Source organism: Zoogloea sp. 1C4 (assembly GCF_009469605.1).
Lineage (GTDB): Bacteria > Pseudomonadota > Gammaproteobacteria > Burkholderiales > Rhodocyclaceae > Zoogloea > Zoogloea oryzae.
Map to the genome: position 1 here is coordinate 103,221 of NZ_SSXU01000003.1, position 21,333 is coordinate 124,553.

At 58.5% G+C, this 21,333-nt stretch carries 19 protein-coding genes; 3 read left to right on the forward strand and 16 right to left on the reverse strand.

Features of this window, described 5'->3' with window-relative positions:
• Nucleotides 1–67 precede the first annotated feature (67 nt).
• The gene (locus tag GH681_RS04875; RefSeq protein WP_228111782.1) at nucleotides 68–2,800 is read left to right on the forward strand and encodes a nitrate reductase; all 2,733 of its coding nucleotides are present in this window, start codon (nucleotides 68–70) and stop codon (nucleotides 2,798–2,800) included.
• Between the two features lie 106 nt (nucleotides 2,801–2,906).
• Here the strand turns inward: GH681_RS04875 and GH681_RS04880 are convergent, their stop codons facing one another.
• The gene (locus GH681_RS04880; RefSeq protein WP_153160311.1) at nucleotides 2,907–3,164 is read right to left on the reverse strand and encodes an acyl carrier protein; all 258 of its coding nucleotides are present in this window, start codon (nucleotides 3,162–3,164) and stop codon (nucleotides 2,907–2,909) included.
• 211 nt (nucleotides 3,165–3,375) lie between these two features.
• On the opposite strand from GH681_RS04880, the gene GH681_RS04885 reads away from it, so the two are divergent.
• Nucleotides 3,376–4,974: an acyl-CoA ligase (AMP-forming), exosortase A system-associated gene (locus GH681_RS04885; RefSeq protein WP_153160312.1), complete on the forward strand. Its 1,599-nt coding sequence runs from the start codon at nucleotides 3,376–3,378 to the stop codon at nucleotides 4,972–4,974.
• The gene (locus GH681_RS04890) at nucleotides 4,971–6,215 is read left to right on the forward strand and encodes a pyridoxal-dependent decarboxylase, exosortase A system-associated (protein WP_194271135.1); all 1,245 of its coding nucleotides are present in this window, start codon (nucleotides 4,971–4,973) and stop codon (nucleotides 6,213–6,215) included. Before GH681_RS04885 ends, GH681_RS04890 begins: the two co-directional genes overlap by 4 nt.
• Nucleotides 6,216–6,300: 85 nt before the next feature.
• Here the strand turns inward: GH681_RS04890 and GH681_RS04895 are convergent, their stop codons facing one another.
• The 15 genes from GH681_RS04895 to GH681_RS04965 all read right to left on the reverse strand — a co-directional run bounded on the left by GH681_RS04895 (nucleotide 6,301) and on the right by GH681_RS04965 (nucleotide 21,330).
• Nucleotides 6,301–6,594 carry a DUF3579 domain-containing protein gene (locus GH681_RS04895; RefSeq protein ID WP_153160313.1) on the reverse strand — a complete coding sequence of 98 codons (294 nt, stop codon included), beginning with the start codon at nucleotides 6,592–6,594 and terminating at the stop codon, nucleotides 6,301–6,303.
• A gap of 219 nt (nucleotides 6,595–6,813) precedes the next feature.
• Entirely contained in the window at nucleotides 6,814–7,110 is a 297-nt protein-coding gene (locus GH681_RS04900; protein WP_153160314.1) for a DUF2818 family protein, read from the reverse strand.
• Nucleotides 7,111–7,131: 21 nt separating this feature from the next.
• Nucleotides 7,132–8,598: an NADH-quinone oxidoreductase subunit NuoN gene (gene nuoN, locus GH681_RS04905; RefSeq protein WP_153160315.1), complete on the reverse strand. Its 1,467-nt coding sequence runs from the start codon at nucleotides 8,596–8,598 to the stop codon at nucleotides 7,132–7,134.
• A gap of 39 nt (nucleotides 8,599–8,637) precedes the next feature.
• Nucleotides 8,638–10,125, reverse strand: a complete 1,488-nt coding sequence (locus GH681_RS04910; RefSeq protein ID WP_153160316.1) for an NADH-quinone oxidoreductase subunit M — start codon at nucleotides 10,123–10,125, stop codon at nucleotides 8,638–8,640.
• Between the two features lie 81 nt (nucleotides 10,126–10,206).
• Entirely contained in the window at nucleotides 10,207–12,249 is a 2,043-nt protein-coding gene (gene nuoL, locus GH681_RS04915; protein WP_153160317.1) for an NADH-quinone oxidoreductase subunit L, read from the reverse strand.
• 12 nt (nucleotides 12,250–12,261) lie between these two features.
• The gene (gene nuoK, locus GH681_RS04920; protein WP_141349329.1) at nucleotides 12,262–12,567 is read right to left on the reverse strand and encodes an NADH-quinone oxidoreductase subunit NuoK; all 306 of its coding nucleotides are present in this window, start codon (nucleotides 12,565–12,567) and stop codon (nucleotides 12,262–12,264) included.
• Between the two features lie 33 nt (nucleotides 12,568–12,600).
• A complete protein-coding gene (locus GH681_RS04925; RefSeq protein WP_153160318.1) occupies nucleotides 12,601–13,203 on the reverse strand; it encodes an NADH-quinone oxidoreductase subunit J in 603 nt (200 codons plus the stop codon).
• 39 nt (nucleotides 13,204–13,242) lie between these two features.
• Entirely contained in the window at nucleotides 13,243–13,731 is a 489-nt protein-coding gene (gene nuoI, locus GH681_RS04930; protein WP_153160319.1) for an NADH-quinone oxidoreductase subunit NuoI, read from the reverse strand.
• 8 nt (nucleotides 13,732–13,739) lie between these two features.
• A complete protein-coding gene (gene nuoH / locus GH681_RS04935) occupies nucleotides 13,740–14,789 on the reverse strand; it encodes an NADH-quinone oxidoreductase subunit NuoH (RefSeq protein WP_153160320.1) in 1,050 nt (349 codons plus the stop codon).
• A complete protein-coding gene (gene nuoG, locus GH681_RS04940; protein WP_153160321.1) occupies nucleotides 14,789–17,143 on the reverse strand; it encodes an NADH-quinone oxidoreductase subunit NuoG in 2,355 nt (784 codons plus the stop codon). The genes nuoH and nuoG overlap by 1 nt, the downstream gene beginning before the upstream one ends.
• Nucleotides 17,144–17,150: 7 nt before the next feature.
• Nucleotides 17,151–18,461 carry an NADH-quinone oxidoreductase subunit NuoF gene (gene nuoF / locus GH681_RS04945; protein WP_194271136.1) on the reverse strand — a complete coding sequence of 437 codons (1,311 nt, stop codon included), beginning with the start codon at nucleotides 18,459–18,461 and terminating at the stop codon, nucleotides 17,151–17,153.
• Nucleotides 18,458–18,934: an NADH-quinone oxidoreductase subunit NuoE gene (nuoE, locus tag GH681_RS04950; protein ID WP_153160322.1), complete on the reverse strand. Its 477-nt coding sequence runs from the start codon at nucleotides 18,932–18,934 to the stop codon at nucleotides 18,458–18,460. Before nuoE ends, nuoF begins: the two co-directional genes overlap by 4 nt.
• Before the next feature lie 58 nt (nucleotides 18,935–18,992).
• Nucleotides 18,993–20,246 (reverse strand): NADH-quinone oxidoreductase subunit D, encoded by a 1,254-nt coding sequence (locus GH681_RS04955; RefSeq protein ID WP_153160323.1) that lies wholly within the window; start codon nucleotides 20,244–20,246, stop codon nucleotides 18,993–18,995.
• Entirely contained in the window at nucleotides 20,239–20,841 is a 603-nt protein-coding gene (locus tag GH681_RS04960; protein ID WP_153160324.1) for an NADH-quinone oxidoreductase subunit C, read from the reverse strand. The genes GH681_RS04955 and GH681_RS04960 overlap by 8 nt, the downstream gene beginning before the upstream one ends.
• Nucleotides 20,842–20,853: 12 nt before the next feature.
• Nucleotides 20,854–21,330: an NADH-quinone oxidoreductase subunit B family protein gene (locus GH681_RS04965; RefSeq protein ID WP_153160325.1), complete on the reverse strand. Its 477-nt coding sequence runs from the start codon at nucleotides 21,328–21,330 to the stop codon at nucleotides 20,854–20,856.
• Between the last annotated feature and the right edge of the window lie 3 nt (nucleotides 21,331–21,333).

Consider the following 21,333-nt stretch of genomic DNA (forward strand, 5'->3'; position numbering starts at 1 on the left):
TGGGCGGAAAACAAGGCTCCGAGGCATGGCACATGGTTTGCTTGTGACATGCATCAAAGGAGCATTCATGGCCGAAACGAAATCCACCTGCTGTTACTGCGGCGTCGGCTGCGGTGTTGTCATCGAACACGAAGCCGGCCGCATCACCGGCGTCCGGGGCGACCCGGATCACCCGGCCAACTTCGGCCGGCTGTGCACCAAGGGCTCGACCCTGCATCTTTCGGCCTCACCCGAAACCCTCGCCGCCCGCGCCCTCTACCCCGAGCTGCGCGCCAGCCGCACCGACGCCCGTGCCCGCGTGAGCTGGGACGAGGCCCTCGACACCGCCGCCGATAAATTCGCCGCGATCATCGCCGAGCACGGCCCCGACGCCGTGGCGATCTACGGCGCCGGTCAGTTGCTCACCGAGGACTACTACGTCTTCAACAAGCTGATGAAGGGCCTCATCGGCAGCAACAACCTCGACACCAATTCGCGCCTGTGCATGTCCAGCGCCGTGGCCGGCTACAAGCTGAGCCTGGGCGCCGACGCGCCGCCCTGTAGCTACGAAGACATCCGCCACACCCAGGCCCTGTTCATTTCCGGCAGCAACACCGCCTTCGCCCACCCGATCGCCTTCCGGCGCGTCGAGGATGCGCGAAAGGCCAACCCGGACATGAAGCTGGTGGTGATCGACCCCCGCCTCACCGACACCGCCGAAGCGGCCGACCTGCACCTGCCCCTCATCCCCGGCACCGACATCGCCCTCTACAACGCGATGCTCCACGTGATGCTGTGGGAAGGCTGGGTGAACCGCGACTACATCGACGCCCACACCGAAGGCTTCGACGCCCTGAAAAAGATCGTTCGCGAATACACGCCTGCCATGGCCGCGTCGATCTGCGGGCTCGACAAGAACGCCATCGAGCAGGCCGCGCAGATCTTCGCCACCTCGAAGGCGACGATGTCCATGTACTGCCAGGGGCTCAACCAGTTCTCCTTCGGCACCCATAACAACTCGGCGCTCATCAACCTGCACCTGGCTACCGGCCAGATCGGGCGTCCGGGCGCCGGACCGTTCTCGCTCACCGGCCAGCCCAACGCCATGGGCGGGCGCGAAGTGGGTGGCCTCGCCAACCTGCTCTCGGCCCACCGGGACATGGCCAACCCGGCCCACCGCGCCGAAGTCGCCGCCCTATGGGGCGTGGACAGCGTGCCCGCCACGCCGGGCAAGAGCGCCGTCGAACTCTTCAAGGCGCTCAAGTCGGGCGAAGTGAAGGCCGTGTGGATCGCCTGCACCAACCCGGCCCAGTCGATGCCGGACCAGGCCCTGATCCACGAAGCCCTGAAGAACGCCGAATTCGTCATCGTGCAGGAAGCCTTCGGCCACACCGAAACCTGCGCCTACGCCGATCTCCTCCTGCCCGCCACCACCTGGGGCGAGAAGGAAGGCACCGTCACCAACTCGGAACGCGCCATCACGCGCGTCCGGGCCGCCGTGTCCGCGCCGGGTGAAGCACGCCACGATTGGGCGATCGTGGTGGATTTCGCCCGGCGTCTGGGCACTCGCCTGGGCAAGGGAGCGCTCGCCGAGCGCATGTTCCCTTACGCCAGCCCCGAAGAAATCTGGAACGAGCACCGGGAATCCACCCGAGGCCGCGACCTCGACATCACCGGCATGAGCTACGCCATGCTGGAGCAGGCCGGCCCGCAGCAGTGGCCCTTCCCGGAAGGCGCCAGTGCCGGCAAGGTGAGGCTCTACGAAGACGGCGTGTATCCCACGCCGACTGGCCGCGCGCGCTTCGTGGCCACCGAACACCGCATCACCGCCGAATCCCCGTCGGCGCGCTATCCGCTGCACCTCAACACCGGCCGCCTGCGCGACCAGTGGCACGGCATGAGCCGCACCGGCCTCGTCGCCCGCCTCTACAGCCACGAATCCGAACCCCTGCTGCACATGCACCAGGACGACATGGAACGCCGCCGGCTGGCCGATGGCGATCTGGTCAAGGTGAAGAGCCGGCGTGGTGATGTTGTGCTGAAAGTGCTGCAATCCGCCACGGTGCGCCCGGGGCAATGCTTCGTGCCGATGCACTGGGGCGGCAACACCATGGGCGGCCAGGGCGTGAACGTGCTGATGCCCTCCGACTTCGATCCGACCTCAAAACAGCCCGAACTCAAGCACGCCGCAGTGCAGGTGGAAAAGTACACCGCCGGCAAGTCGCTGGTGGTGATGCGCCGCAGCGAGGCCGACGCCGACGGCAAGCTCCAGCCCAATCCGCTGGCGGTGATGGACCGCCTGCGCCAGTGGCTGCCACACTTCCCCTATGCCAGCCTCACCCTTTCCGGCCGCAACTCGCCGGTGGTCGTGCTCAAGGCCCGTGGTGAAGAACTGTCGCCCGAACTCATCGAGGCCCTCGACCGGGAAATCGCCCTCGACGACCCAACCCGTGTGCTCTCGTACCAGGACAGCCGGAAGGACGTGGCCAAGCGCGCCCTCGTCGAAGGCGATTCACTCACCGCGGTGCGCCTCGCCGGCGAGACCAAGGCCGCCGACTGGCTCGCCGACATGATGGTGCAGGGGCACTCCGCCGCTGCTGTGCGGCAATGGCTGCTCGCCCCGCTCACCCAGCCGCCTGCCGGCCAGGCAGCCCGCGGCAAGGTGATCTGCAACTGCTTTGACGTGGCCGAAGACGACATCCTCGCCGCCTTCCGGGCGGGCGAATCCCTCGACGGCCTGCAGGCTCGCACCAAGTGCGGCACCAACTGCGGCTCGTGCGTGCCGGAGCTCAAGCGCCTTCGCCAGAGCGTCAGCAACTGATCCGGGCCAATCCGTGCGGCGAGCGCTGCGCGGCTCCAAGAACAAAACGCCGGGCTTGACCCGGCGTTTTTTGGTTCAGGGCGTCTTCGACGCGGAGCCCGGCAGATCAGGCCTGGGCTGCCAGCTTTCCATCCACGAACTCGACCAGAGAGCCCACGGAAGCGAAGGTGGAACCATCGATTTCGTCATCCTCGATCACAAAACCGAAATGCTCTTCGATGAAGTTGATCAGGCCGACCACCGCCATCGAATCCAGATCCGGCAGCGCACCCAGCAGAGGCGTGTCGAGATCAAACTGAGCCGCAGCGCCGCCCAGGCTCAGAACCTCGTCGAGAATCGACAGCACTTCCTTCTTCGTATCCAAAAGTCACTCCAGTCCGAAAAACCCACCGCAAAACCTGATACCGCGCCTTGCGACCTTGCAAGCACAAGCCTTTATCATTATAAGCGACAAGGTCGCATTCTGAACCGTGATCTACGTCGTGCGCCACCCCTCCGGGGCTGTCAAAAACAGTGCATTCACCGGGCTGGCGCAGGATTCCGGCTGGCCAGACCCCATAACCGCTTCAAGATCGATGCCCAACACCTCGCTTCTGCACGAACTCATCACGGCATCCGCCGAGCGTGCCCCAGACAGCCCGGCCCTCACCGCCGGCACATCGACCCTCAGCTACGCAGGCCTGGACGAACAGGTGGGCCGGTTTGCCGGTGGCCTCGTCCGCCTCGGGCTTGACCGGGGCGAGCGCGTCGGCGTGTTTCTCGACAAGCGCTTCGAGACCGTCGTGGCGTGCTTTGGCGCAGCCCGGGCCGGGGGCGCCTTCGTCCCGGTCAATCCGATCCTGAAGCCCGAGCAGATCGCCCACATCCTGCGCGACTGCAACGCACGGGTGCTGGTCACATCCCCCGAACGCCTGCCCTTCATCGCCGAAGCCCTGGCCCACTGCCATGATCTGCGCCATATCGTCCTCACCAAGCCGCTGGCCAAGCCGATCGACCTCCCCGCCCAGCGCATCACCGACTGGGCCGAGCTGATCGCCAGCGCGAGCGGCGGCCATCGGGTCATCGACACCGACCTGCTGTCAATCCTGTACACCTCCGGCAGCACCGGCAAGCCCAAGGGCGTCGTGCTTTCGCATCGCAACATGGTGGCGGGCGCCAAGAGCGTCGCCAGCTACCTGGGCAACAACGCCGACGACACCCTGCTCGCCGCGCTGCCGCTCTCCTTCGACGCCGGCTTCTCGCAGCTCACCACCGCCTTTCACAGCGGCGCCCGCGTGGTGCTGCTCAATTACCTCTTCCCCCAGGACGTACTGAAGGCCGTCGTCAAGGAGCGCGTCACCGGCCTCACCGCGGTTCCGCCGCTCTATATCCAGCTGGCCCAGCTCCAGTGGCCCGAGGGCATCACCGAGCATCTGCGCTACTTCGCCAACACCGGCGGGCGGATGCCCCTGGAAACCCTCAAGGCCCTGCGCGCCCATCTGCCGAAGACCAAGCCCTTCCTGATGTACGGCCTCACCGAAGCCTTCCGCGCCACCTACCTGCCGCCCGAACAAGCCGACATCCGCCCAGATTCCATCGGCAAGGCCATCCCGGGGGCCGAGGTCATGGTGCTGCGCGAAGACGGCAGCGAATGCGGCCCCAACGAGCCCGGCGAACTCGTCCAGCGCGGCGCCCTCGTCGCGATGGGCTACTGGAACGACCCCGAAAAGACCGCCGAACGCTTCAAGCCACTCCCCGCCACGGCCCCGGGGCGCCAGCCGGGCTTCGTCCTCCCCGAAATCGCCGTGTTCTCCGGCGACACCGTCCGGCGCGACGAAGAGGGCTTCCTCTATTTCATCGGCCGGCGCGACGAGATGATTAAAACCTCGGGCTACCGGGTCAGCCCAACCGAGGTCGAAGAAATCCTCTACGCCACCGGTCTGGTCGGCGAATGCATCGCCTTCGGCGCTCCCCATCCCAGCCTCGGCGAAGCCATCTGCGTGATCGCCACCGGCAAGGACGGCCCGCTGGCAATAGAAGCGCTTCAGGCCGAATGCCGCCAGCGGATGCCCGCCTACATGCTGCCCGCCTCCATCGAAGCCCACAGCGGCCCCCTGCCCCGCAATCCGAACGGCAAGATCGACCGGAAATCCCTCTCCACCGAATTCCTGCAACGCAGCCCGACGACGCCATGAGCGACACCCTCCGCGAAAAGCCGACCCACGCCCCAATGGACCAGTTCCGATCCAAGGACGGCGAACTCATCATCGGCAACATCCCCCTTCGCCGCCTCGCAGCCCGGGTTGGCCAGACGCCCTTCTACGCCTACGACCGCGAACTGCTGACCCAGCGTGTCGCCGCGCTGCGGGCCGCACTGCCGGCCGGCATCAAGATCCATTACGCGATGAAGGCGAACCCCATGCCCGCCCTCGTCGACCACATGGCCAGGCTGGTGGACGGGATCGACGTGGCGTCTGCCAACGAGCTGAAGGTTGCCCTCGACAGCGGCGCAGATCCCCACGAAATCAGCTTCGCTGGCCCGGGAAAGCGCCACGAGGAGCTCCGCCAGGCGGTCGCTGCCGGCATCCTGATCAACATCGAATCCTTCCGCGAAATCACCGAACTCCGCGCAATCCGGCAGGCCACCGGCTGGCAGGTTCGCGTGGCGGTACGGGTCAATCCGGATTTCGAGCTGAAGAGCTCCGGAATGAAGATGGGCGGCGGCCCCAAGCAGTTCGGCATCGACGCCGAGCAGGCGCCCCAGGCACTCGACGAAATCCACAGCGCCGGACTCAGTTTCGAAGGCTTCCACCTCTTCGCAGGCTCGCAGAACCTGCGCGCCGAAGCGATCATCGAGGCCCAGCGCAAGAGCTACGAGCTGGCGCTGAAGCTCGCGGAGCACGCGCAAACGCCCGTAAAATTCCTCAACCTCGGTGGCGGCTTCGGCATTCCCTACTTTCCAGGCGAACGCCGGCTCGATCTCAGCGGGATCGCTGCCAACCTTGCGGAGATTCAGGCCGACGCAAAGATCAGGCTCCCAGAAGCACAGATCGTCATCGAGCTCGGGCGCTACCTCGTCGGCGAGGCCGGCATCTACGTCTGCCGGATTCTCGACAAGAAGGTCTCACGCAACCACTGCTTCCTCGTGACCGATGGCGGCCTGCATCACCACCTGTCGGCCTCCGGAAATTTCGGCCAGGTCATCCGGAAAAATTACCCGGTGACGATTGGCGACCGGATGGACCAGCCGCTCACCGATCCGGTATCCGTCGTCGGCCCGCTGTGTACGCCGCTGGACCTCCTCGCCGAGAAGATGGCGCTGCCCGAATGCGACCCCGACAACCTCGTCGTTATCTTCCAGTCCGGTGCCTATGGTGCAACCGCCAGCCCTCGCGGTTTCCTCAGCCATCCCGATCTCGTCGAGATCCTCCTCTGAAAATAAAAAAGGTAGTGCGAACATCGCACTACCTTTTTTATTCCAGCCTCACAAGCCACATCCACAGCGCGCGGCGGAAAATCCATCAATCAAAATAGCTGTCTGGCAGCGTCTCGACCTGCAGATCATTGTCTTTCGCAAAATTGCGCAGGAAGTTATACGCGAGTGGCTCGATGTCGTGAATCTTCGCATCCACGAGAACCGTCTTGTCACCCCTCAGATTACAGGCCGGCCGCACATAAGGCGAATAAGTCATCCGGTTATCCGAACCGAAAACCGACATGATCCCGCACAGCCGGTCCGCCCAATCACTCGGCCGAAAAGTCCTGCCGTCGCTTGTTCTCCCAACAATCACAAAATTTTCAGCTTTTTGAATCATGAGCGATTACGGACTTTGTTGAATGAAACTCAGGACAACTCGCCAGAACTGACGAACCGGACAACATTCGTTCAATTCTAACAGGAGGCATCTAGGCCTGGGTTGAACCACCACTTGCCAGATTCTCAACGGGCTCCAGCGGCGAAACTTGACCCAAATCGATAACCCGGCTGCCTGAAAACAAAACCCGGGAGGTTCCCGGGTGTTGTTGTGAAACGTTCAAACCGCACTTCGTTTCCAGAGATAGCGATACACGAAGCCCGGAAATACTGCCACCAGCATTACGCAGCCTGTAATCGCGTAAAACTCCCATCCCTGACTGTACGCCGAGCCATGTGAACTGGCCTCAAGCAGGCGCAACCCGAACATCAGCGCAATTGCGATGACCGCCAACTCGAGCAACCGGCCCCCGAGCCCCTTGCCCCCACCTCCCAGCCTGACCAGGCCAAAGAAGCGATCACTGACGAAGATCGCATTCACCAGCCCAACCAGCACCGAGAAGACAGCGTAGAACAAGATAATCTCGAACGTCGAAGATTACAGCGAGCCAAGCAGCGAGTACGCGCAGAGCGACATGAGCGCCTGCGGCACGAGCCCGAGCACCGCAACGGCAACACCATTCATCGACAGCAGCACGCGCATGTCAGCAGGCGCATTGATCGGGGTCGCGTCAGCCGGTTCGTCGAAGAACATCACCTTGACGACACGGAGATAGTAGAACGCACCGATGAGCGACATCACCACCGCAAGCACGGCAACCCAGTAGTAACGGGCGGCGACCACGGCCTGGAGCACGGAGAACTTGGCAAAGAAGCCGATGAAGAACGGAATACCGGCCATCGAGAACATGACCATCGCCATCACCCCGGCGAACCAGGAATTCCGCTTGTTCAGCCCCTTGAAGTCGTCGATATTCTCCGCTTCAAACCCGGCACGGGACAGCAGGATCAGGACACCAAAGGCACCCAGGGTCATCAGCACGTACGAAACAACATAGAACATCGACGAGCTGTACGCGTTCAGCGCGAAATGCCGATCACCACCCACAACGCCGGACATCAGGCCGAGGAGCATGAAGCCCATGTGCGAGATACCCGAGTAACCGAGCATGCGCTTGATGTTCGTCTGCGCGATGGCCGCGAGGTTACCCAGAACGATCGACAGCACGCCCAGGAACATCAGCATCGACTGCCATTGATCAGCCAGCTCGAACAGGCCATTTACCAGCAGGCGCATCGCCATGCCGAACGCAGCCAGCTTGGGCGCCGAGGCTATCATGAGCGTCACCGAAGTGGGCGCGCCGTGATAGACGTCCGGGATCCACATGTGGAACGGAACGACACCCAGCTTGAACGCCAGACCAGCCACGACAAACACCAGACCGAACATCAGGACATTCTTGTTGGCCGCCTGATGATAGACAGCCTGTGCAACGCCGGAGATCTCCAACGTACCAGTGGCACCGTAAAGCATCGAAATGCCGTAAAGCAGCAGACCGGAAGCCAGCGCACCCAGGACGAAGTACTTCATCGCTGCTTCAGTCGCACGAGCCGAGTCACGCTGAAGCGCAACCATCGCATACAGGGACAGGGACAACAGCTCCAGACCGAGATAAAGCGTCAGGAAATGGTTGGCCGCGATCATGACCATCATGCCGAGGGTCGCGTAGATCGCCAGGACGTAATACTCGGTCGTCTCCATGCGACGATCGATCATGTACCCACGGGAGTACAGCAGGACGACCGCCACGGCGAAGTACAGCATCAGCTTGAGGAAATCGCCCATCAAGTCGTCCACGTACATGTTGCTGAACGTGAATCCAACCTGACCGTCCATCGAAAACAGAGTAATGGCGCCCGCCCCGATCAGCGTCAGCTGCGTCAAATAGTACGCCAAGCCCTTGGAGTCCTTGGCGAAGGTTCCCGCCATGAGAACAACAAACGACATCGCAACAACAAACAACTCTGCTGCTGCTGGATAGAAATCGGGAATCACAAAGTTCATATCAACGCCACAGTCCTAAGGGATCTTTCGCGATTTGGATCAAAGCTTGCTGGTAGCAACGTGCTTGAGCAGATCATTGACCGACGCATGCATAACTTCCGTGACGGGGAAGGGATAGATACCCATCACGAGGACGCAAACAGCTAAGACGAGAAGGAACACAAACTCTCGATTATTGATGTCAGTGAGCTCCGCCACATGGTGATTGCTGATGGCGCCGAACACCACGCGCTTGTACATCCAGAGGGTATACGCGGCGCCAACGATGAGGGTCGTAGCAGCAGCAAAGCCCACCCAGAAGTTGAACTGCACTGCACCAAGCGCAACCATGAACTCGCCGACGAAACCGGAGGTCGCTGGCAAACCGGAGTTAGCCATGGCGAACAGCATGAACAGGGCCGCAAACTTCGGCATCACATTCACAACGCCGCCGTAATCCGCGATCTGGCGGGAGTGCATCCGGTCATACAGCACACCGATACACGCAAACATGGCGCCCGACACAAAACCGTGGGAGATCATCTGAACCAGCGCACCTTCGACACCAAGCGGATTGAAGATGAAGAAGCCCAGAGTCACGAAACCCATGTGGGAGATCGACGAATAAGCTACCAGCTTCTTCATGTCGGTCTGAACCAGCGCGACGAACCCGATATAGATCACTGCGATCAACGACAGCGTAATCATCATCGGCGCAAAGGCATGGCTGGCATCCGGTGCAATCGGCAGGGAAAACCGGAGGAAACCATACGCGCCGAGCTTGAGGCCGATCGCAGCCAGCACGATCGAACCGCCGGTCGGAGCTTCAACGTGTGCATCCGGCAGCCAAGTGTGCACCGGGAACATCGGAACCTTCACCGCAAACGAGACGAGGAACGCCCAGAACACTAGGGACTGAACATCCATGCCCAACTTCAGTTGGTGCCAGTCGAGGATACTGAAGCTACCACCCGACTCCATGAAGAGGTACAGCAGAGCGACCAGCATCAACAGCGAGCCGGCAAGCGTGTAGAGGAAGAACTTGATCGCGGCGTAAACACGATTCGGTCCGCCCCATACGCCGATGATGATGAACAGCGGAATCAGGGATGCCTCGAAGAAGACGTAGAACAGCACACCATCAAGAGCGCTGAAGATCCCGTTGATCAAACCAGACATGATCAGGAAACCTGCCATGTACTGCGCGACCTTCTCCTGAATCACTTCCCAGCCAGCCACAACAACAATCACAGTGATGAAACTGTTCAGCAGAACGAACAGCACGGAAATGCCATCCACCCCTAGAACGTAGTTAATGTTGAAGCGAGGAATCCATGGGTAGGACTCCAAGAACTGCATGGCACTGGTCGTAACATCAAACGACGTGTATAGCGGAATGCTTACCGCCAGACCTGCCAAGGCAGAAAGCAACGCCAAGAACCTCGCGGCCGAGGCATTACGATCAGAACCCGTCGCAAGTGTCAGCAACCCACCAACGATCGGGACCCAGATCGCAAGGCTAAGGAATGGAATAGGATTACCCGTCATCTCAACTGTCCGTTCTAAGCACTCAATTGCAGCGCAAAAGTCCTAAATCTCTTAGTTACGCATTACCACGACTGGCTCTGATCAACCACGGCTGAACCAGAAGGTCAGCAACACAAACACCCCGATGATCATCGAAAACGCGTACTGGTAGATGTGCCCGCTCTGGAACAACCGCGAAAGCTGAGCGATAAGACCAACAGCCTTGGCGGAACCGTTTACCACCATTCCGTCAATCAGCGTCTGATCGCCAATCTTCCAGAGCCCCTTACCGAGGAGACGAGCGCCACCTGCGAAAACAACTTCATTGAACTTATCGAAGTAGTACTTGTTCTCGAGCAGCGTATGAATCGGCTTGAAGGTCTTCATGATTGCAGCCGGAATTGAAGGCGCAACCATGTAGAAGACGAAGGCAACAACAACTCCACTCATCGCGAGGAAGAACGGCAGCGAGGTGAAACCATGCAGCGCCATACCAACGGCACCATGGAACTCCTCACCGAGCTCAGCCATAGCGTGGTGATGCTCCGCAAAATGGATCACGCCCTTGAAGAAGTCACCGAAAAGCATGGGCTCGATCGTGAAGAAACCAATCAACATCGACGGGATAGCCAGCAGAACCAACGGCAAAGTGACGACCCACGGAGACTCATGCGGCTTCTGACCCGGCGCGAGACCATGGTGGTGGTCGTCCCCACCGGCGTCATGCTCGTCGTGCGCATCTGCGTGGTGTTCATCCTCGTGATGCTCAGCGTGGTCATGGGCGTGACCGAAGCGCTCCTCGCCGTGGAATACCAGGAAATACATCCGGAACGAGTAAAACGCGGTAACGAACACACCAGCAATCACGCAGAAGTAGGCGTAGCCAGACCCCGGAATGTGAGAGAGCGCCACAGCTTCGATGATCGTGTCCTTGGAGTAGAAACCCGACAGGAACGGGAAGCCGATCAGAGCCAGCGAACCAACAAGTGACGTGAACCAGGTGATAGGCATGTACTTCCACAGACCACCCATGTTCCGCATGTCCTGATCATGGTGCATCCCGATGATCACGGAACCGGCACCGAGGAACAGCAGCGCCTTGAAGAAGGCGTGGGTCATCAGATGGAAAACTGCTGCCGAATACGCAGAAACACCCAGAGCAACCGTCATGTAACCAAGCTGGGAGAGCGTCGAATACGCAACGACGCGCTTGATATCGTTCTGAACGATCCCGAGAAAGCCCATGAACAGCGCAGTCGTCGCGCCAATCACAAGAACGAACGACAGTGCGGTCTCGGAGAGTTCGAACAGCGGGGACATCCGGGCGACCATGAAGATGCCAGCGGTCACCATCGTTGCCGCATGGATGAGTGCAGAAATCGGGGTCGGACCCTCCATCGAATCCGGCAGCCAAACGTGCAGAGGAACTTGGGCGGACTTGCCCATTGCACCAATGAACAGACCGATACAGATGGCAGTGATCAGCGGCCAACCCGTTTCCGGGACGACCATCGAGACAAGCTCGGGGCTCTTGGCAAAAACCTCAGCGTAATTCAGCGTTCCCGCGTAAGCGGCGACGAGACCAATACCGAGCAGGAAACCGAAGTCGCCAACACGATTGACAAGAAACGCCTTCATGTTTGCGAAAATCGCAGTCGGCCTCGTGTACCAGAAACCGATAAGCAGATACGAAACCAGACCAACCGCTTCCCAGCCGAAGAACAGCTGAAGGAAGTTGTTAGACATGACCAGCATCAGCATCGAAAACGTGAACAGCGAGATGTAGCTGAAGAATCGCTGGTAGCCGGGATCCTCGGACATGTAACCAATGGTGTAGATGTGCACCATGAGCGACACAAACGTGACGACGAGCATCATCATCACAGTGAGCGAATCCACAAGGAAGCCAACTTCAAGCTTCAGGGCTCCAGAGGTAGCCCAAGTGTAGAGGGTCCCGTTGAACACGTTCCCTGCGGCGACATCCTGGTAGATGTAGATGGACGCAACAAATGCAACAGCAACACCGAGAATCGTCACGGTGTGGGCACCTGCACGCCCAATGGCCTTGCCGAACAGACCCGCCACAATTGCCCCAAACAGCGGGGCAAGAGGTACGAGCAGATAGAGCTTCTGAATCCCTGTCATCGAAAAGCTTCCTTATCCCTTGAGACTGTCCAGATCATCGACATGAATCGTGCGCAGGTTCCGGAACAAAGCAACCAGAATCGCCAACCCGATAGCAGACTCTGCAGCCGCGACCGTCAAGATGAAAAATACAAAAATCTGCCCCGCGGCATCCCCGAGATAGTAAGAGAACGCTACGAAATTCAAATTAACAGCCAGCAACATCAACTCGATCGCCATGAGCAGAACGATCAGGTTCTTTCTGTTCAGAAAGATACCGACCACACTGATGGCGAACAAAATGGCGCCCAATATCAAATAATGAGACAACGAAAGCATCTGGTTTCCCTTCCTGGACGATCGCTAGCTGACTTAACGCTTTTCCGAAGTCATCGACAAAATGCGAACCCGATCGTCACGCTTAACGGAAATCTGCTGCGCAGGATCGACCTTCTTGACATTCTTTCTCTTGCGAAGCGTCAGCGCCACTGCGGCCACCATAGCTACGAGCAAAACAATGGAGGCAAGCTCAAACGGGTATACATAATCTGTGTAGATCAGACGCCCGAGTTCCTTGGTGTTGCTGTAGCCAGCCGGCGCGGGGCCCGGTTCAGGCATTCCTTCCAGACCAAAATAACGCCCACCGAGAACCATGATCATTTCGACTACCATCAACACGCCAACCAGCGCGCCAACGGGCAAGTAGCTCCAGAACCCCTGCCGGATGCGCTCAAGATTGATGTCGAGCATCATCACGACGAACAGGAAGAGAACCATAACCGCACCGACATAAACCATCACCAGTGCAATTGCCAGGAACTCTGCGTGCAAGAGCATCCAGATACCGCCGGCGCTGAAAAAAGCGAGCACAAGAAAGAGCGCCGCGTGCACCGGGTTCCTGGCGGTAATGACTCTGAGCGACGCCAGAACCATCACAGCGGAGAAGAAATAAAATACAACCGTCTGAAAATCCATGACCGCGTCCGTTTCGATGTAAGACAGCTCGAGCTTCTATCAGCGATAGCGAGAGTCAGTCTCGCGATCCTTTGCAATTTGGGACTCGTACTTATCTCCGACCGCTAAAAGCATCTGCTTCGTGTAGTAGAGATCCCCGCGCTTCTCACCGTGGTACTCGAAAATCCGGGTTTCCACGATTGCATCCACCGGACAGGCTTCCTCACAAAAACCGCAGAAGATGCACTTCGTCAGATCAATGTCGTAACGGGTGGTCCGACGCGATCCGTCGTCCCGAGCATCCGATTCGATAGTGATCGCCATTGCCGGGCAAACCGCCTCACAAAGCTTGCATGCGATACAGCGCTCCTCGCCATTCGGATAACGTCGCAGCGCATGCAGCCCCCGGAAACGCGGGCTCTGCGGCGTCTTCTCATCCGGATACTGGACAGTAATCTTCCGCGCGAAGAGGTGACGCCCGGTAAGCGCCATACCCTTGAGTAATTCCTTGAGGAAGAGGCTTCCTACGTAATCTTTCAAAGCACCCATTTAGAGCCTCACTTCCAAATCGACAGCGGCGACATGATCCAAACCGCGACAACCACGACCCAAAACAGCGTGAGCGGAATGAACACCTTCCAGCCCAGACGCATGATGTGGTCGTACCTGAAGCGCGGGAAGGTCGCACGGAACCACAGGAACAAGAACAGGATGAACGAGGTCTTCAGTGCCAACCAGACAAAACCATCAGGCAGGAAACCCACGGGAGACAGCCAGCCACCAAGGAACAGCAGGGAGGTGAGCGCCGAGACGAGAATCATGTTCGCGTACTCTCCGAGGAAGAAGAGTGCGAAAGCCATACCCGAATACTCCACCATGTGACCCGCAACGATTTCCGACTCGCCTTCAACCACGTCAAACGGAGCGCGATTGGTCTCGGCGATGCCAGAAATCAGATACACCAGGAACATCGGGAACAGCGGCAGCCAGTTCCAGCTTAGGAATCCGAAACCCCAGTCGGCCCACTGCCCCTTACCCTGACTATTCACGATATCCGTCAGATTCAGGCTCGAAGAAATCATCAGCACGCAGACAAGGGCAAAACCCATGGCGATTTCGTAAGAAACCATCTGTGCTGCCGCGCGCATCCCGCCAAGAAATGCGTACTTCGAATTAGAAGCCCAGGCCGCAATGATCACGCCGTAGACTTCGATCGAGGTGATCGCGAGCAGGAACAGCAGACCAGCATCCACATTCCCAATGACCCAGCCTTCGCTAAACGGGACAACCGCCCATGCAGCCAGAGCGGGCCCCAACGCTAGAACGGGGCCGATGATGAAGAGGCTTTTATTCGCACCCGACGGAACGATGATTTCCTTGAGCAGGAGCTTCACACCGTCGGCGATCGGCTGAAGCAGCCCCCTCGGCCCGACACGATTGGGGCCGATACGTACCTGCATGTAGCCGATCACCTTACGCTCAGCAAGCGTCAGGTAAGCAACGCAAAGGAACAGCGGCGCAATAATGCCGATGATCTTGAGCAACGACCAGATCAGCGGCCAAGCGGGGCCGAAAAACTGGGCTACCGGGTCAATGTAGGCTTCCATCACACCTGCTCCACGCTGATTTCACCATGCCAGCCACCGAGCTGAGCAGTGCTGGAATGCGCAGCTGCAAGACGCACGCAACCCTCCGCAACCCCAGCATCCTCAACCAGCGCCACGACAGCACTCCCTGCTGCGGAGCTTACCTTCACGTTCCCGCCGACCTTCAGACCAAGAGCATCTGCGGTGCGCGGATTCATTCTTGCTACCGGCGCTGTCGCATCGACGGTTTGCTGCAGCGGCGCAGCCCGCCGAGCGATGGGATCAGCAAAGTAAATCGGCACATCGGCAACTCGTTCGATTGCAGCCGACTTGACCGGAAGCTTCTCAAGTTTCGCACCGACATCATTAGAAAGTCCGCTCACGTCGCCCGAGAAGACCGGAGCCATGCGAGCACGCACATCTTCAACCGTTTCGAACGAGAAGTCGGAAAGTCCCAGGGTGGAACCGAGAACGCGCAGGGCCTTCCAGCCCGGACGGGATTCACCAAGGCTCTTCACAACAGGGAAGAAGCTCTGCACCCGCCCTTCACAGTTCACAAAAGTACCAGCGGTCTCAGTGAAAGGAGCGATCGGCAGCAGCACATCCGCAACTTCCATCAATTCAGCAGACTTGAACGGCGAAAGGACAGCAACCATCTCTGCCTCGCGAATGGACGACAGCGCGGTGGCGCCAGCGGCCATATCCAGGCTTGGCTCAACGCCGAGCAGAAGATAGGCTTTGATCTTCGATGCGAGCATCTCAGAGACATTCTTGCCCTTGACGTCACCAACGAACGGTACAGCCCCTGCGAGGTAGCCACCCACGCTGTTGGCTGCCTCGCCAATCACTCCCAATTTAGCCCCGGCCAGACGTGCAACCTCGGAAGCGAGCACATGGATAAGGCCAGCTTGTTCGTGCTGAACAGCGAAGTTACCAAGCCACACGGCCGTCTTACGACCAGACGCAAGGCTACGGGCAATGGCAAGAGCGCTCTCGGACACATCCAGTCCAGAACACACATCAGCCACGGGACCAGACAGGCTCAGCTCCTTTTCGGCAGCAAGTGCCTTGACCACGGAGGCCAGGAAGGCTGGGATGCCACTCGGAGCAACAATCGCCTTGTTGGTAAGATTGAGCTGCCAGTCGTCAAAGGCTGGATTGACCGCGGAGATCTTCAGACCGCGTTTTGCCGCCTGACGCACACGCTGCGCGATCAGGGGGTGATCCTTCCTGAAAAAGCTTCCGACAATGAAGAGGCGGTCGAGGGAGCCGATATCAGCAACCGGCATCCCGAGCCACGGTGCCCCACCCCGCTGACCGTCGAGAGAAAAATCAGATTGACGGAGACGGAAATCGACGTTCCCGGAACCGAGCCCCCGGACCAGGGATTGCAGAAGATTCAGTTCTTCCAGCGTGCTGTGCGGCGAAGCCAGTGCACCGATTGCCTCTGCGCCGTGATCAGCCTTGATGGACTTCAGGCCGTTGGCGACGTACTCGATCGCAGTCTGCCAATCAGTCTCGATCCAATTGCCGCCCTGCTTGAGCATCGGGCGAGTCAAACGATCAGCTGAATTCAAGGCGTCATAGGAGAAACGGTCCTTATCGGACAACCAGCATTCGTTCACCGCTTCGTTTTCGAGGGGAAGCACGCGCTTTACCGTATCGTGCTTGACCTGAACAACGAGATTGCTACCAAGCGAGTCATGCGGACTGACGGACTTGCGCCGGGACAGTTCCCAAGCACGAGCGCCGAAGCGGAAAGGCTTCGAAGTCAAAGCACCAACCGGACAAAGATCGATGATGTTGCCCGACAATTCGGTCTCGATTGTCTTCTCGACAAACGGCATGATCTCGGCATGCTCGCCGCGGAACGCCTGACCAAGCTCCATCAGACCGGCAATCTCCGACGTAAATCGGACACAACGCGTGCAATTGATGCAGCGGGTCATGTCCGTGGAAACGAGCGGCCCTAAGTCCTTATTGCCGACAACGCGCTTCTCTTCCTGGTAGCGGGATTCCGAGCCACCGTAACCGACGGACAGATCCTGCAGCTGGCACTCGCCACCCTGGTCGCAGATCGGGCAGTCCAACGGGTGATTGATCAGGAGGAACTCCATCACACCCTTTTGAGCCTTCACCGCCTGCTCGGAATGGGTCCAGACCTTCATCCCATTTGTAACGGGCGTAGCGCACGCCGGAAGCGGCTTGGGCGCCTTCTCAACCTGAACCAGACACATCCGGCAGTTAGCCGCGATGGAGAGCTTCTTGTGATAGCAGAAGTGCGGAACATAGGCCCCAACCTTGGTAGCGGCCTCCATGACGGTACTGCCGTCAGGAACCTGCAACTGCTTTCCGTCAATTTCGATTTCTAGCATGTCGAGCCTACGCTACAAAAATCTTGCTGCCGTCGCGCTGAACATCAGGCGCTACGAAGCATTTTTTATGTTCGATGTGATAAGCAAATTCGTCGCCGAAATGCTTCACGAAACTTTGAACCGGCATGGACGCAGCATCGCCGAGCGCACAGATGGTGCGTCCCATGATATTCGCGGTCACGCTATTGAGTAGATCGAGGTCATCAGGGCGGCCGAGGCCGTTTTCAATCCGATGCACCACACGGTACAACCAGCCGGTTCCTTCGCGGCAGGGCGTACATTGCCCGCACGACTCCTCGAAGTAGAAGTACGACAATCGCTCCAAGGCCTTGACCATACACGTCGATTCGTCCATCACGATCACGGCACCGGAACCAAGCATCGAACCAGCCTTGGAAATGGAGTCGTAATCCATGGTGCAATCCATCATGACAGCGCCAGGAAGCACAGGTGCCGACGAACCACCGGGAATCACAGCTTTCAACTTGCGGCCGCCGCGCACACCACCAGCCATTTCGAGCAGCGTGGAAAACGGCGTTCCAAGGGGAATCTCGTAGTTGCCGGGACGATTTACGTGACCAGAAACCGAGAACAACTTAGTACCACCGTTGTTAGGTTTCCCGAGCGCAAGAAAAGCATCCCCGCCTTCACGAATGATGTAGGGAATCGAGGCAAACGTCTCGGTGTTGTTAATCGTGGTCGGCTTGCCGTACAGACCGAAGCTGGCAGGAAACGGCGGCTTGAATCGCGGCTGCCCCTTCTTGCCCTCAATAGACTCCAGCAGTGCGGTTTCTTCACCGCAGATGTACGCCCCGTACCCGTGATGCGCAAACAGATCGAAACTGAAATCAGAGCCGAGAATGTTCTTCCCGAGGAGCCCTGCGTCCCGAGCTTCCTGGAGCGCCTCCTCGAAGCGCTCATAGACCTCGAAGATTTCACCGTGGATATAGTTGTAGCCGCGCTCACACCCCATGGCGTAGCCAGCGATGATCATGCCTTCGATGACGGAGTGCGGGTTGTACCGAAGGATATCGCGATCCTTGAAGGTACCCGGCTCACCTTCATCCGAATTGCAGGCGAGATACTTGGCACCCGGAAAGGCGCGCGGCATGAAGCTCCACTTCAGCCCCGTCGGGAAACCCGCACCGCCTCGTCCGCGGAGAGCCGACTTCTTCACCTCACCGATGATCTGATCCGCGGGAATCTTTTCCGCAATAATTTTCTTGAGAGCGTCGTAGCCTTGCCGTTTGACGTAATCATTCAAACGCCAGGTGCGATCGCCGTCAAGCCCAGAAAGAATAATTCTTTGAGAGGTCATTTTGCGAGATCAGCCAGAAGTTGATCGATTTTCTCTTCAGTCATCCAGCTGCACATCCGGTGGTTATTCACCAGCAACACGGGCGCATCACCACAGGCCCCCATGCATTCACCTTCCTTCAAGGTGAATCGTCCGTCCGGAGTCGTCTCATTAAAGTCGATTCCGAGCTTTTTCTTGATGTAATCCGCAGCGTGGACACCACCGGAAAGCGCGCACGGTAGATTCGTACAGACAGTGATCTTTCGCGCCCCAACCGGAGAGAGATCGTACATGTTGTAGAAACTCGCTACCTCGTACACCGCAATCGGCGGCATCTCCAGGTAGGCTGCCACAAACTCAATCGTCTCGTTGGAGAGCCAGCCTTTCTCCACTTGCGCGATACGCAACGCAGCCATCGAAGCAGACTGCTTTTGATCAGCTGGATACTTGGCGATCTCACGATCAATTTTCTTCAGGGATTCTGGACTCAACATTTTTGTCTACTGTCATCAGAATGTCGATCGGAACTCCGGATGCTGACCAGATACAACATCAGCGGTCCACGTCTCCAAATACGATATCCATGGTTCCGATAATGGCAACTACGTCAGCAATCATGTGGCCGCGAGACATCTCATCCATCGCTGAAAGATGGGTGAAACCAGGAGACCGCAGCTTGAGACGATAAGGCTTGTTCGCGCCGTCAGAGATCGCATACACGCCGAACTCACCCTTCGGGTGCTCGACAGGCGCGTAGACCTCACCCGGGGGCACGTGCATCCCTTCAGTAAACAACTTGAAGTGATGGATCAGTTCTTCCATGTTGCTCTTCATCCGCTCACGCGACGGCGGGGCAACCTTGTGATTGGTCGAGATGACCGGTCCGGGGTTCTTCCGCAGCCACTCGATACACTGCTTCATGATCCGGTTCGACTGACGCATCTCTTCAATACGGCAGAGGTAGCGGTCATAGCAATCACCTTCCACGCCAACCGGGATGTCAAAATCCAGCTGGTCGTAGACTTCATACGGCTGCTTCTTGCGGATATCCCATTCGATACCGGAACCGCGCAACATTACGCCGGTGAAACCGAGCGCAAGCGCCTTCTCCGGAGAGACAACTCCGATACCCACCGTCCGCTGCTTCCAGATACGGTTATCGGTCAGCAGCGTCTCGTACTCATCGACATATTTCGGGAAGCGGGCTGTGAAGTCTTCAAGGAAATCCAGCAGCGAACCCTGCCGATTCTCGTTGAGTTCGGAAACAGTCTTGGCGCTCTTCCACTTGGAAACCTCATACTGGGGCATCCGATCCGGAAGATCACGATATACACCACCCGGCCGATAGTAGGCGGCATGCATCCGTGCGCCGGAGACGGCCTCATAGGCGTCCATCAGATCCTCCCGCTCACGGAAGGTGTACAGCACCATCGTCATCGCACCGATATCCAGTGCGTGTGTACCGACAGCCAGCAGATGGTTCAGAACCCGAGTGATCTCGTCGTAGAGAACGCGAATGTACTGGGCCCGAAGAGGAACTTCCAACCCGAGGAGACGCTCGATTGCCATGCAATAGGCGTGCTCGTTACACATCATGGACACGTAGTCGAGACGATCCATGTACGGAACCGACTGAACCCAGGTCCTGGTCTCGGCAAGCTTTTCAGTGCCACGGTGAAGGAGGCCGATATGCGGATCAGCGCGCTCCACAACTTCGCCATCAAGCTCAAGAACCAAGCGAAGTACCCCGTGGGCAGCGGGGTGCTGGGGACCAAAGTTGATTGTGTAGTTACGAATCTCAGCCATGACCGACATTCCCATAATTTTCGTCACGCACGATGCGCGGCGTGTTCTCACGCGGCTCAATGCTGACCGGCTGATAAACGACACGACCAAGCTCTTGGTCGTAACGCATTTCTACATAACCAGAGATCGGGAAATCCTTGCGGAAAGGATATCCAACAAAACCGTAATCGGTGAGAATTCTGCGCAGATCCGGGTGGCCAGAGAACAGGATGCCGAAAAGGTCGAAGGCCTCGCGCTCAAACCAATTCGCGCTCGGCCAGATTTCGCAAAGCGAGGCCAGCACAGGGAACGACTCATCCTCAGCAAAAACCTTCAGCCGGAGACGATAATTATTCTTGACCGACAGTAGATGAACCGACGCGGCAAAACGCCCACCCTGGCCTTCTCCGGCATAACTGGAGTAATCCACACCAGTCAGATCGATGAGCTGCTCGAAGTGGAGAGCGGGATCATCCCGAAGCTCAGCGGCAACAGCCAGATAATCAGCTGCCGAAACAACGACTGTAACCTCACCACAGGCATTCACCACCCGTTTGGCGCGCTCTCCGAGCTTTTCAGTCATCAATTGAGCCAGAAGCTCTAGCTTTTCAGTCATGATGGTCTGCACTCAACAGGCAATCGTGTATTCACGCTTGATTTTGTTCTGGAGCTGAACGATGCCGTACAGCAAGGCCTCGGCAGTCGGGGGGCATCCGGGAACATACACGTCAACCGGAACAATCCGGTCACAACCGCGGACCACCGAGTACGAATAGTGGTAATAACCGCCGCCGTTCGCGCACGACCCCATCGAGATCACCCAGCGCGGCTCAGACATCTGGTCGTAGACCTTGCGAAGCGCGGGCGCCATCTTGTTGCAGAGCGTGCCGGCGACAATCATCAAGTCGGACTGCCGCGGACTGGGACGAAAAACCACACCAAAGCGGTCCAAGTCATAACGGGAACAGCCCGCATGAATCATCTCTACCGCGCAGCACGCAAGACCGAAGGTCATGGGCCACAGCGAACCTGTGCGAGTCCAGTTGATTACCGTATCAAGCGAAGTGGTGACAAACCCTTCCTTGAAGACACCCTCGATGCTCATAGA

Excerpts from the sequence above, each read along its gene's own strand:
- GH681_RS04885 (WP_153160312.1), top strand. The coding sequence starts at position 3,376 with ATGCCCAACACCTCGCTTCTGCACGAACTCATCACGGCATCCGCCGAG.
- GH681_RS04955 (WP_153160323.1), bottom strand. The coding sequence starts at position 20,246 with ATGGCTGAGATTCGTAACTACACAATCAACTTTGGTCCCCAGCACCCC.
- GH681_RS04965 (WP_153160325.1), bottom strand. The coding sequence starts at position 21,330 with ATGAGCATCGAGGGTGTCTTCAAGGAAGGGTTTGTCACCACTTCGCTT.
- nuoF (WP_194271136.1), bottom strand. The coding sequence starts at position 18,461 with ATGACCTCTCAAAGAATTATTCTTTCTGGGCTTGACGGCGATCGCACC.
- GH681_RS04925 (WP_153160318.1), bottom strand. The coding sequence starts at position 13,203 with ATGGATTTTCAGACGGTTGTATTTTATTTCTTCTCCGCTGTGATGGTT.
- nuoK (WP_141349329.1), bottom strand. The coding sequence starts at position 12,567 with ATGCTTTCGTTGTCTCATTATTTGATATTGGGCGCCATTTTGTTCGCC.
- GH681_RS04910 (WP_153160316.1), bottom strand. The coding sequence starts at position 10,125 with ATGACGGGTAATCCTATTCCATTCCTTAGCCTTGCGATCTGGGTCCCG.
- GH681_RS04875 (WP_228111782.1), top strand. The coding sequence starts at position 68 with ATGGCCGAAACGAAATCCACCTGCTGTTACTGCGGCGTCGGCTGCGGT.
- nuoG (WP_153160321.1), bottom strand. The coding sequence starts at position 17,143 with ATGCTAGAAATCGAAATTGACGGAAAGCAGTTGCAGGTTCCTGACGGC.
- GH681_RS04960 (WP_153160324.1), bottom strand. The coding sequence starts at position 20,841 with ATGACTGAAAAGCTAGAGCTTCTGGCTCAATTGATGACTGAAAAGCTC.
- nuoH (WP_153160320.1), bottom strand. The coding sequence starts at position 14,789 with ATGGAAGCCTACATTGACCCGGTAGCCCAGTTTTTCGGCCCCGCTTGG.
- nuoL (WP_153160317.1), bottom strand. The coding sequence starts at position 12,249 with ATGACAGGGATTCAGAAGCTCTATCTGCTCGTACCTCTTGCCCCGCTG.
- GH681_RS04895 (WP_153160313.1), bottom strand. The coding sequence starts at position 6,594 with ATGATTCAAAAAGCTGAAAATTTTGTGATTGTTGGGAGAACAAGCGAC.
- nuoE (WP_153160322.1), bottom strand. The coding sequence starts at position 18,934 with ATGTTGAGTCCAGAATCCCTGAAGAAAATTGATCGTGAGATCGCCAAG.
- nuoI (WP_153160319.1), bottom strand. The coding sequence starts at position 13,731 with ATGGGTGCTTTGAAAGATTACGTAGGAAGCCTCTTCCTCAAGGAATTA.
- GH681_RS04890 (WP_194271135.1), top strand. The coding sequence starts at position 4,971 with ATGAGCGACACCCTCCGCGAAAAGCCGACCCACGCCCCAATGGACCAG.
- nuoN (WP_153160315.1), bottom strand. The coding sequence starts at position 8,598 with ATGAACTTTGTGATTCCCGATTTCTATCCAGCAGCAGCAGAGTTGTTT.